Genomic DNA, 11,679 nt, shown 5'->3' with positions numbered 1-11,679 from the left:
AGTGGAGAAGAACATGGCACGACCTGAATGCATCAAGCACTGGCAAGAGATCCAAGGCGCGGACGATTCGCATTATCCCGGCAGCGCCGAGCTGATGACCATCGGTTCGCCGTTCGGCTGCAGCTTCGGCTTGAAAAGGATAGGGATCCACCATGAGGTGCTGCCGCCCGGCCGCCGCACTTCCTGGCCGCACGCCGAGAAGACCGAGGAAGAATTCGCCTACGTGATCGAAGGCACGCCGGACGTCTGGCTGGACGGTCATCTGCACCGGCTGGCGCCGGGCGACGGCGTCGGTTTCGCTACCGGCACCGGCCTCGCGCATACCTTCATCAACAACACCGAAACCGATGTGCGGCTGCTGGTGGTGGGCGAGTGCTTCCGCGCCGACAATCAGGTGATCTATCCTTTGCATCCCGCGCGCAATGCCGCGATCGGCAGCCAGTACTGGAGCGATGCGCCGCAGGATCCGCTGGGTCCGCATGACGGCTTGCCGGATAAATTGCGGCAGTCGAACGGTCCTTTCTGAATTGTGTATAGTGCTTGGGCAACAAGCCCTAGAACCACACACCATCACAGGATCAATTCATGCCAAATCGAGAACGTGTTGAAAGTTTTATAAAACTGGTTGTGCAAGGCAAATACGTGGAAGCGATCGAGGAGTTTTATACCGAGGACGCTTCCATGCAGGAAAACCAGGAACCGCCGCGCAAGGGGATGCAGCTGCTGGTGGCGGGCGAGCAAAAGGCAATGTCGGCGGTCAAGGAAATCCGCACGCTGGCGGTCAAATCCTTCCTGATCGACGGCGACCGCGTCGCCATCAACTGGCTGTTCGAGATCGAACTGCCGGACGGCCGCAGCTTCCGGCAAGATGAAATCGCCTACCAGGTCTGGCGCGGCGACAAGATCGCGGAAGAACAGTTTTACTACGATCCGGGCCAGCGCAAGCCGGCCTGACCCTGCTGTCCTGCCGGTTTTCCGAAATAGGTGTAAACTAGCCGCCAGACAGATGCATCACTGCGTGCATCTGTCTTTTTGTTTACCCTACGGTTATCGGCAGTGCAACGTACTCTCCTCATCCCGCTGATTGTTGCTTGTGCGCTGTTCATGGAAAACATGGACGCGACGGTGATTGCCACCTCCTTGCCGGTGCTGGCGCGCGACCTCGGACAAGATCCGCTTACCCTGAAACTTGCCTTGACCTCGTATGTGGTCGGCCTCGGCGTCTTCATTCCTGTCAGCGGCTGGGTCGCAGACCGCTTCGGCGCGCGCACCGTGTTCCGTTCGGCGATCCTGGTATTCCTGTGCGGTTCGCTGATGTGCGCCGCCTCCAGTTCGCTGGCGGCATTTGTCGCCGCCCGTTTCTTGCAGGGCATAGGCGGCGCCATGATGGTGCCGGTCGGCCGCATCGTGATTTTCCGCGCGGTGCCGCGCACCGAGCTGGTCAAGGCCATCAGCTACCTGACCATTCCATCGCAGCTGGGACCGGTCATCGGGCCGCCGCTGGGCGGCTTCATCACTACTTATTTCCATTGGCGCTGGATCTTCCTGATCAACGTGCCGATCAGCATCCTGGGCATGTACCTGGCCAGCAAATACATCGAGAACTACCGCTCCGACGATTTGCAGCCGCTCGACATGAAGGGCTTCGTGCTGTCGGCGGTCGGCAGTACGCTGCTGATGCTGGGCCTGTCGATGATAGACGGCGAGCTGCTGGCGTCGGAATGGGCGTTTGCCATGTGCGTAGTGGGCGGCCTGACCTTGTATGTGTATCTGCTGCACGCGCGGCGCGAGCCGTTTCCGCTGCTGGACCTGCGCCTGCTGCGGATCCCGACTTTCCGCGCCAGCGTGCTGGGCGGCTCACTGTTCCGCATCGGCCTTGGCGCGGTGCCGTTCCTGCTGCCGCTGGCCTTGCAGGTCGGCTTCGGCATGAACGCCTTCCACGCCGGCACCATCACCTGCGCGTCCGCCTTCGGTGCGATCTTCATGAAAGCCATCGGCACCTCGGTGCTGCGCCGTTACGGCTTCCGTTCGGTGCTGATATGGAATGCGGTGCTAGCCGGACTGGCGCTGGCGTCGTATGGTTTGTTTACGCCGACGACGCCCTATCTGGTGATGATGGCGGTGGTCCTGCTGGGCGGCTTTTTCCCGTCGATGCAGTTCACCTGCCTGAACACCATGGCTTACGCCGACCTGGACAGCGCCGACGTCAGCCGGGCTACCAGCCTGGCCAGCGTGGTGCAGCAGATTTCCTTGGGATTGGGAGTCACGATAGGCGGCCTGGCGGTGCATCTCTCCAGCCGCCTGCAAGGGCACGAGACCATTGTCGCCGGCGATTTCTGGCCGGCCTTCATCGTCATCGGCCTGTTCTCGATGGCTTCGATTCCGGTGACGCGCCGCTTGCCTTTGAATGCCGGTGCGGCGTTGACCGGGCATAAGCCGGCGTAGATCCCCGCCACGCGGCACTCCGCTGACAGAGTCATCTGGGGTCAGAGTCGACTTTCGCGGTGCTTTATCGCGAAACTCGACTCTGACCCCACATGACGGATTCGGAGAAAGACAGAACGCGCTACATGGTTTTGCTTTCTAACGACGCGGCATGCACTCCGTAGCCCGCTAAGTGGGGTCAGAGTGAAGTTTCTGCAAAAAGCGCGCAGAAAGTTCACTCCGACCCCAGTTAGCTAAGCGTGTTCAGCGCGACGAAAGACCGTTGATCAGACTTCCGCAATGCGCTTGGCGATATGCGCCAGCGCTTCCTCAACCTGGTCGACCAGGATCAGGCACAGATCGCCCGGCGACAGGTGCGAGAGGGCGGTGTCGATGGCGATGAATTCGCCGTTGATTTCCTCGGTGGCGGTGGTGCGGCGGGCATTCTTCAAGCCCTCGCGCAACAGGCCCAGCACTTCGCCGTCGGCGCGGCCGCGCTGGCACTGGTCCTGGTACAGAATCACTTCATCGAAGGCGTCGCCGAGGATTTCAGTCTGCTGGCGGATATCGATATCGCGGCGGTCGCCGGCGCCGCTGATGACTACCGAGCGGCGTTTGGCGGGCATGCCGTCGATCGCCTTCACCAGCGCCTGGATGGCGTCCGGATTGTGGCCGTAGTCGGCGATCAGGGTGGCGCCGCGATACTCGAATACATTGAAGCGGCCGGGTGCGGTAGCGGCATCGTTGACGAAGCTGGCCAGGCCGGCGCGTATCACATCCCAGTCCAGGTTCAGGGCCCAGGCGGCGGCGATGGCGGCCATGGCGTTCTCGATCTGGAAGCCGATGCTGCCGTTGCGGGTCAGCGGGATTTCCTGCAGCAGCAGGCGGTGTTCCTGCTTGCCTTTGGCGGCGACGATGGCGTTGCCGTCCTGGTACACCACCCGATGGCCCTGGGCGCGATGGGTGGTCATCAGCGGGTGATGGAAATCGTGGGCGAAGAAGGTGATCGAACCCGGGCAGGCTTTGGCCATGCTGGCCACCATCGGATCGGCGGCGTTCAGGACCGCATGACCGCCAGGCGCGACGTTCTCGACAATGACGCGCTTGACCACGCTCAGGTCTTCCACGGTGCTGATAAAGCTCAGGCCGAGATGGTCGCCCATGCCGATGTTGGTGACCACGGCGACGTCGCAGCGGTCGAAACCCAGGCCTTCGCGCAGGATGCCGCCGCGCGCAGTTTCAAATACCGCGGCGTCGACGTCCGGATGCATCAGGACGTTGCGGGCGCTGCGCGGACCGCTGCAGTCGCCGGTGTCGATGCGTTGCTTTTCGATGTAGACGCCGTCCGAATTGGTCATGCCGACGCGCAGTCCCTTGCGGCCCAGCAGGTGGGCGATCAGGCGCACGGTGGTGGTCTTGCCGTTGGTGCCGGCGACCGCCACCAGCGGGATGCGGCCGTTGTCGCCGTCTTCAAACATGGTCGACATGATGGCGGCGCCGACTGCGCGGCCCTTGCCGTAGGAGGGGCTGATATGCATGCGCAAACCGGGCGCGGCGTTGACTTCGACCACGCCGCCTTCCTGTTCTTCCAGCGGCTGGTGGACGTTGTTGCAGACCACGTCGACGCCGCAGATATCGAGGCCGACCATCTGCGCGGCCGCGACCGCGCGCGCCGCCAGTTCCGGATGCACATCTTCGGTGACGTCGGTGGCGGTGCCGCCGGTGCTCAGGTTGGCATTGTTGCGCAACACCACGCGGGTGCCTTGCGGCGGCACCGAGTCGGCCGCGTAATTCTGTTTCGCCAGCGTCGCCAGGGCGATCGCATCGAAGCGGATCTTGGTCAGCGAGGTGGCATGGCCTTCGCCGCGCAGCGGATCGCTGTTGACATGGTCCACCAGCTGGCCGATGGTGCGCACGCCGTCGCCGATCACTTGCGGCGGATCGCGGCGGGCGGCGGCCACCAGGTGGTTGCCCACCACCAGCAGGCGGAAGTCGTGGCCGGGCAGGTAACGTTCGACGATCACTTCCGAGCAGATTTCGGCAGCAACCTCGAACGCCGCCATGACCTGTTCGCGCGCAGCGATGTTGACTGCCACGCCCTTGCCCTGGTTGCCGTCGCGCGGCTTGAGCACCACCGGACTGGCGATTTCCTGGGCCGCGGCCCAGGCTTCTTCGGCAGTGGAAACCACGCGGCCCATAGGCACCGGCACGCCGGCGGCGTTCAGCAGCTTCTTGGTCAGGTCCTTGTCTTGCGCGATCGATTCGGCGATGGCGCTGGTGTGATTGGTTTCCGCGGCCTGGATGCGGCGCTGGCGGCTGCCCCAGCCGAACTGCACCATGCTGCCGCCGGTCAGGCGGCGGAAGGGAATGCCGCGTGATACCGCGGCTTGCACGATGGAGCCGGTGCTAGGGCCGAGGCGGATGTCTTCATCCAGTTCCTGCAGGCGCGCCAATGCGCTTGCCAGGTCGAAGGGCTGGTCCGCCAGCGCCGCCAGGCACAGCTCCTCCGCCAGCTGGAAAGCCAGCCGGCCGACTTCTTCTTCGCTGTATTCGACGATCACCTGATAGACGCCGGCTTCCAGCGTCGGCACGGTGCGGCTGAAGGTGACCGGGCAGCCGGCTTCGGACTGCAGCCCGAGCGCAGCGATTTCCAGGGCATGCGCCATGGACACCACTTCATTTTTTCCGGTCGCCTCCAGGAAGCCGATTTGTGGAAAGCGTTCACGTAGCCTGGCCTCGAAACCTGCGATGCCGGCAATGGCGCGCTCGACTTCGGTGCAGGACACGATGGCTTCAATAGCGGTATGTCGACTCCACAGATTGGGGCCGCGAAGTACTCGGATACGTGATACGTCCATCAATAATTTCCTATTTATTCCGTAGGGCGGGTACTTGTGCCCACGCGCTATGTTAAATTTTTCACGTTGCCTGTCTCGGCAACGCGTGGGCAAGCAAGCTTGCCCACCCTACATTTTTCAAGCCATCTCGAAAGTTTCAATCCCGGCGCGCATCAAGTCGTGCGAGATGTCCAGCGCCCATGCCGCGGCAACTGCCGCCAGCACGTTTTCAATCTGGAAGCGGTCCTTGCTGCGGGTAATCAGCGGCACGGTGGTGATGTCCGCCAGCAGCAGTTCGCTCTTGCCGGTGGCCAGCATGATCTGGTCGTTATGGATGAACACCGCGCGCTTGTTCTTTTCGAGATGCTCGGCGATCACCGGCAGGGCAGGATCGATGCCGAAGAAAATCACTTCGCCGTCGCACAGCGAAGCCATGTCGGCCACCAGCGCATCGGCCGCGTTCAGCACGGCGACGCCGGTCGGCAGCACGACGTCGACCTGGGTGCGGGTGACTTTCACCATTTCCTCGGCGTCGCCGATGTAGTACTGGGGCAGGCTGTCGTCGGCGGCGATGTTGGTGACCACGCCAACCTGGCAGCGGTCATACACGAGGCCTTCCGACAAGATGGTGTCGTGGCTGTTTTCGAAGACTGCCGCTTGCACCGCGCGGTTGATCAGCACCCGTTGCGCCGATTCCCAGTTGGCGCAGTCGCCTTTTTCAACCTGGCGCTGGGCGAAAAAGAGGCCGTCGCCGCAAGCCAGGCCGACATGGTTGCCGCTCAGGTGCAGCTGCCATGCGATCAGGCGCGAGACGGTGGTTTTGCCATGGGTGCCGGAGACGCCGACGATAGGGATGCGGCCGTTGTCGCCAGCGGCGAACAGATGTTCGATGATGGCCCTGCCGACCGGGCGTGGCCGGCCTTCCGCGGGCTTCAGGTGCATCAGCAGGCCGGGGCCGGCGTTGACTTCGACGATGGCGCCGCGCTGTTCTTCCAGCGGACGGGAAATGTCTTCCGCCACCAGGTCGACGCCGGCAATATCCAGGCCGACTACGCGCGCCGCCAGCGAGGCGGCAGCGGCGACGCTCGGATGCACCAGGTCGGTGACGTCGATAGAGACATTGCCGTTGCGTTGAATCAGGACTTGCTTGCCGGCCGGCGGAATCGAATCGCCGCTGTAGCCCTGGCGTTCCAGTTCAACCCGCACCACCGGTTCCTGGTCCAGCAGCACCAGGCTGAGCGGGCATTCTTCCAGTTCGCCGCGGCGCGGATCGGAATTGATCTGGCTTTCTATCAATTGCAGGATGGTCGAGCTGCCGTCGGCTGTTACCGACAAGGGTTCGCCGCGGGCAGCGGCCGCCAGGCGGCCGCCGACGATCAGCAGGCGGTGTTCGTTGCCGCGGATGAAGCGCTCGACGATCACGCTGCTGCCTTCTTCCAGCGCCAGCGTGTAGGCGGTTTCGATTTCTTCGCGGGTGTTGAGGTCGATGAAGACGCCGCGGCCATGGTTGGCGTCGGAAGGCTTGACCACCACCGGCAAGCCGATGTCTTCGGCGGCTTCCCAGGCTTCCGCCGGGCTTTCCACTACCTGGCCTTCCGGCACCGGCACGCCGCAGGCTTGCAGCAGGGTCTTGGTCAGGTCCTTGTCGCTGGAGATGCTTTCGGCGATGGCGCTGGTCTGGTCGGTTTCGGCGGTCCAGATGCGGCGCTGGCGGATGCCGTGGCCGAGCTGCACCAGGTTGCCGTCAGTCAGGCGGAAAGAGGGGATGCGGCGTTCGTCCGCGGCTTCGACGATGCAGGCGGTGCTGGGACCCAGGCAACGCGAGTCGACCATGGTGCGCAGCGAAGCGATAGTGGCGGGGACGTCGAACGGCTTGTCTTCAATTGCGGCCATCACCAGGTCGCGCGCAGCGTGCAGGGCGGCGCGGGTGACTTCTTCGTGGCGCGCCCGCACCGCTACTTTATAGACGCCGCGCACTGAAGTGCTGCGGGCCTTGCCGAAACCGCCCGGCATGCCGGCCAGGTTTTGCAGTTCCAGGGTGACGTGTTCGAGGATGTGGCCGGGCCAGGTGCCGTCTTGCAGGCGCTGTACAAAACCGCCGCGTTCGCCGTAGCTGCAGCGGTGTTCAATCAGGGATGGCAGCCAGCCGGTCAGGCGCTGGTTGAAGCCGGGCAGGGTATTGGAGGGGAAGTCTTCCAGTTCGCCTATGTCGATCCACGCCTCAAGGGTTGATCTATACGTCCATATATTCGGTCCGCGCAGGGACATGATACGGAGAATTTCAATGTTTTTCATGAGTCAGCAATGAGGCTATAGGCGTGTGCCAAAAAGGGCTGGCCAAATGGCCATTCGTGGATCCGGAACGATTGCGCGTGCCGGTTTCAACACCCTGCAATAACTTGTAACGCGCTAAAGCGCGGTTTGGTTTACATCGGCTTACTAAATAATAATGCCCAAAAAGATAGTGTTATTTAGTAACGAAGAGTAACGTTTCCAGAAAACCCGATAGGATATAATACTTGCGGCAGACGATGTGCGCCATTTTTGGTCTGTTCTCACAATGTGTTGGCAGTGCGAGCGTGCGCTAAGCGACGCCTGCAGTCGCTCCAGAAGGAGCGCTTCAAATAATTGTCATCATGTTCCAAGGCGGTTTCACACAAAATTCCATCCGGTCCGTTAGCCATTATGCGCGCGGACACACCATGCCGTTTAGATGAAAAGCAATCCAATATCCCCAATATCCCGAGCCGGTAATTATTTATCACATAATTTGCCCGCTGCTTTACCTGCCACTTTACGTGCCGAAGTGACAACTCAGCTTGCCCCGGCCGAGGAAATCCTTGCGTCCCTGGCAATCGATCTCAACGCCTCGCTGCATTTTGCGCAAGGGCTGGTGCTGGTCACCAATCAGCGCGTGCTGGCCAAGATGGCCGACGACAGCAGCTGGCGCGACTGGAGCTACCGTTCCGGCCTCAAGCTAGGTCATCACGATCATGCCGGCGTCGGCAGCCTGGAGTTATATGATGAGCAACAGCAGCTGGCAAGCTGGCGCTATACGCTCGGCCTGAATCTCGATGCGCTGCGCCTGATCAAGGTCTTCGAGCAGCAGCGCGACGACCGGCTGGCGGGGCGTTCAGCCTTGCGCGAAGAGCAGGCCACTTGCCCGCAATGCGACGCGCCGCTGCCCGCGGACAGCGAGGAATGCCTGATCTGTCCCGAAAAAGGCGCGGCGCCTTCGTCGACCTGGGCCCTGTTCCGCCTGGCGCGCTTTGCCAAGCCCTACAAGGGCATGCTGCTGCTGGGTTTCGTGCTGATGCTCATTTCCACCGCCGCCACCCTGGTGCCGCCTTATCTGATGGGGCCTCTGATGGATAATGTGCTGATTCCTTATCAGAACGGCAAGCCCATCAATACCGACCTGGTCAAGCTGTATCTGTCCGGACTGCTGGCTTCGGCGCTGGTGGCCTGGAGCCTGGGCTGGGCCCGCACCTATATTCTGGCGCTGGTCAGCGAGCGCATTGGCGCCAATCTGCGCACCACCACCTATGAACACTTGCTGCGCCTGTCGCAGGAGTATTTCGGCGGCAAGCGCACCGGCGACCTGATGGCGCGCATCGGCTCGGAAAGCGACCGCATCTGCGTGTTCCTGTCCCTGCATCTGCTGGATTTCGCCATTGATGTCCTGATGATCATCATGACCGCGGTGATCCTGTTCTCGATCAATCCGTGGCTGGCGCTGGTGACCCTGGTGCCGCTGCCGTTCATCGCCTGGATGATCCATCTGGTGCGCGACCGCCTCAAGCACGGTTTTGAAAAGATCGACCGCATCTGGGCCGAAGTCACCAATGTGCTGGCCGACACGATTCCCGGCATCCGGGTGGTCAAGGCCTTCGCCCAGGAAAAGCGCGAAGCCACGCGTTTCCGCGACGCCAACCAGCACAACCTGCTGGTCAACGACCGCGTCAATAAGATCTGGTCGCTGTTTTCACCGACCGTGACCCTGCTGACCGAAGTCGGTCTGCTGGTGGTCTGGGTATTCGGCATCTGGCAGGTTTCCAAGAACCAGATCACGGTCGGTGTGCTGGCCTCGTTCCTGGCTTACATCAGCCGCTTCTATACCCGCCTCGATTCGATGAGCCGGATTGTCTCGGTGACGCAAAAGGCAGCGGTCGGCGCCAAGCGCATTTTCGAGATTCTCGATCACGTCTCCAGCGTTCCTGAGCCGGCCAACCCGGTCCATCTGGAAAACGTCAAGGGCGCCATCGAATTGCGCGACATCGGTTTCCGCTACGGCAACCGGGCCGTGATGCGCGGCGTCAATCTGGACATCAAGCCGGGCGAGATGATCGGCCTGGTCGGCCACAGCGGATCCGGCAAGAGCACGCTGGTGAACCTGATCTGCCGCTTCTACGACGTCTCCGAAGGATCGATACGCATCGATGGCGTCGATATCCGTTCGATGCCGATCTCGGAATACCGCCGCAATATCGGCCTGGTGCTGCAGGAACCCTTCCTGTTCTTCGGCACCATCGCCGAGAACATCTGCTACGGCAAGCCCGAGGCCACGCGCGAGGAAATCGTCGCCGCCGCCCGTGCCGCCCACGCCCATGAATTCATCCTGCGCCTGCCGCAAGGTTATGACTCGCTGGTCGGCGAGCGCGGCCAGGCGCTGTCGGGCGGCGAACGCCAGCGCATCTCGATCGCGCGCGCGCTGCTGATCGATCCGCGCATCCTGATCATGGACGAGGCCACTTCATCGGTGGACACGACAACCGAGAAAGAAATCCAGAAAGCGCTCGACAACCTGGTCCAGGGCCGCACCACAATTGCGATCGCGCACCGCTTGTCGACCCTGCGCAAGGCCGACCGCCTGGTCGTGCTGGACCGCGGCCAGATCGTCGAAGTCGGCAGCCATGACGAACTGATGCTGCGCGAAGGCGCCTACTACCGCCTGTACCAGGCGCAGTTGCGCAATCCCGAAGGCGAAGGCGAGCCGCAACTGGTCGACGAAGATAGCGAAGAGAACGTATGACGACACATGATTTCAAATTAAGCCGCAACGCTTTCGGCCGCCTGGTGTATACCGCCGCCAATGGCGAGGTGCATGAAGGGGTGGTGCCGGTGCGGGCATTTCCGATTGGCGCGCCGGACGACGGCCTGTCGCTGGTCAGCGCCGACGGCCACGAACTGTCCTGGATCAGCCGCTTGTCGGACCTGCCGGATGAGACCCGGGCGATGGTCGAAAAAGAACTTGCCAGCCGCGAATTCATGCCGGAAATCAAGCGCATCCAGAGGGTGTCCAGCTTTACCGCGCCTAGCATCTGGTATGTGGAAACCAATCGCGGCGATGCTTCTTTCACGCTCAAGGGCGAAGAGGATATCCGCCGTATCGTGGCGACCAGCCTGCTGATCGCCGACAGCCACGGCGTGCAGTTCCTGATCCGCGATACGCAGGCGCTGGACAAGGCCAGCCGCAAGATACTGGATCGTTTCCTTTAATTGTTTTTCCGCGTGGGCACAGGTGCCCACCCTACATGTCTGTAATTCCTGTCACGCGTGGGCACTGGCTCCCACCCTGCGTTTGCAGCGGGGTAGGGTGGGCAGGCTTTTCTGCCCACGCAGTACTTCCAAATTACTAGAACTGCTCGTCGGCGCCCAGGTAGCGCCACTGCCCCTCTGGCAGATTCCCCAGTTTCACGCCGCCGATCCGCACCCGCTTCAAGCCCAGCACCTTCAGGCCGACCATGTCGCACATGCGGCGGATCTGGCGCTTCTTGCCTTCGCGCAGGGTAAAGCTCAGCTGATCCTCGTTCTGCCATTTGACGATGGCCGGCTTGAGCCGCTTGCCGTCCAGCGTCAGGCCGTGGTTGAGGCGGCGCAGCTCGGCGTCGGGCAGCTTGTCGCCCTTGGTGTAGCGCACCCGCACCAGGTACTCCTTGTCGACGCTGGTTTCTTCGCCGATCAAATGCTTGGCGATGCGGCCGTCCTGGGTCAGCACCAGCAGGCCGACCGAGTCGATGTCGAGGCGGCCGGCGGGCACCAGGCTGCGCAGCTGGGTCGGGTGGAACAGGGTGGGCGAGCGGTCTTCGCTCCAGCGGTTGGCTTCCTTGATCAGTGCTACTGCCGGCTGGTAGCCGTCTTCGGCCTGGCCGCTGACGTAGCCGACCGGTTTGTTGATCAGGATGGTGACGCGCTTCGATTGTTCGGCGGCGGCCTGGCGTTCGACGCTGATGCGCTGGCTCGGCAGCACCTTGCTGCCGAGTTCCGAGACGACGACGCCGTCGACCCGCACCCAGCCGCGCGCGATCCATTCGTCGGCCTCGCGGCGCGAGCATAGCCCGAGTTCTGACATGCGTTTGGAAAGGCGTAATGGTTCAGTCATGGCATGCTAAAAAAGAAAATTAAAAAAATATCGTCG

General features: G+C 62.2%; 8 protein-coding genes. 5 read left to right on the top strand and 3 right to left on the bottom strand.

Annotated features, from left to right (window positions below):
* The first annotated feature begins 13 nt into the window (after positions 1 to 13).
* The 3 genes from AC07V8_RS06325 to AC07V8_RS06315 all read left to right on the top strand — a co-directional run bounded on the left by AC07V8_RS06325 (position 14) and on the right by AC07V8_RS06315 (position 2,445).
* A complete protein-coding gene (locus AC07V8_RS06325; protein WP_494679481.1) occupies positions 14 to 526 on the top strand; it encodes a cupin domain-containing protein in 513 nt (170 codons plus the stop codon).
* 59 nt (positions 527 to 585) lie between these two features.
* Positions 586 to 954 (top strand): nuclear transport factor 2 family protein, encoded by a 369-nt coding sequence (locus AC07V8_RS06320; protein ID WP_494679480.1) that lies wholly within the window; start codon positions 586 to 588, stop codon positions 952 to 954.
* A gap of 102 nt (positions 955 to 1,056) precedes the next feature.
* Positions 1,057 to 2,445 carry an MFS transporter gene (locus AC07V8_RS06315; RefSeq protein ID WP_494679479.1) on the top strand — a complete coding sequence of 463 codons (1,389 nt, stop codon included), beginning with the start codon at positions 1,057 to 1,059 and terminating at the stop codon, positions 2,443 to 2,445.
* A gap of 266 nt (positions 2,446 to 2,711) precedes the next feature.
* Here AC07V8_RS06315 and cphA read toward each other — a convergent pair whose 3' ends face one another.
* Both cphA and AC07V8_RS06305 read right to left on the bottom strand, forming a co-directional pair.
* Positions 2,712 to 5,282 carry a cyanophycin synthetase gene (gene cphA, locus AC07V8_RS06310; RefSeq protein WP_494679478.1) on the bottom strand — a complete coding sequence of 857 codons (2,571 nt, stop codon included), beginning with the start codon at positions 5,280 to 5,282 and terminating at the stop codon, positions 2,712 to 2,714.
* Positions 5,283 to 5,399: 117 nt separating this feature from the next.
* A complete protein-coding gene (locus tag AC07V8_RS06305) occupies positions 5,400 to 7,556 on the bottom strand; it encodes a cyanophycin synthetase (protein ID WP_494679477.1) in 2,157 nt (718 codons plus the stop codon).
* 418 nt (positions 7,557 to 7,974) lie between these two features.
* Between AC07V8_RS06305 and AC07V8_RS06300 the strand changes: the two genes are divergently transcribed.
* Together AC07V8_RS06300 and AC07V8_RS06295 are read left to right on the top strand one after the other, a co-directional pair.
* Positions 7,975 to 10,293 (top strand): cyanophycin metabolism-associated ABC transporter, encoded by a 2,319-nt coding sequence (locus tag AC07V8_RS06300; RefSeq protein ID WP_494679476.1) that lies wholly within the window; start codon positions 7,975 to 7,977, stop codon positions 10,291 to 10,293.
* Positions 10,290 to 10,760, top strand: coding sequence for a cyanophycin metabolism-associated DUF1854 family protein (locus AC07V8_RS06295; protein WP_494679475.1), 471 nt, complete (start codon positions 10,290 to 10,292; stop codon positions 10,758 to 10,760). Before AC07V8_RS06300 ends, AC07V8_RS06295 begins: the two co-directional genes overlap by 4 nt.
* A 136-nt stretch (positions 10,761 to 10,896) precedes the next feature.
* Here AC07V8_RS06295 and AC07V8_RS06290 read toward each other — a convergent pair whose 3' ends face one another.
* Positions 10,897 to 11,643 (bottom strand): pseudouridine synthase, encoded by a 747-nt coding sequence (locus tag AC07V8_RS06290; protein ID WP_211463904.1) that lies wholly within the window; start codon positions 11,641 to 11,643, stop codon positions 10,897 to 10,899.
* Positions 11,644 to 11,679 lie beyond the last annotated feature (36 nt).

The organism is Collimonas sp. GW821-FHT02H07 (genome assembly GCF_059421505.1).
This window is presented reverse-complemented; position numbering and strand designations above follow the sequence as displayed.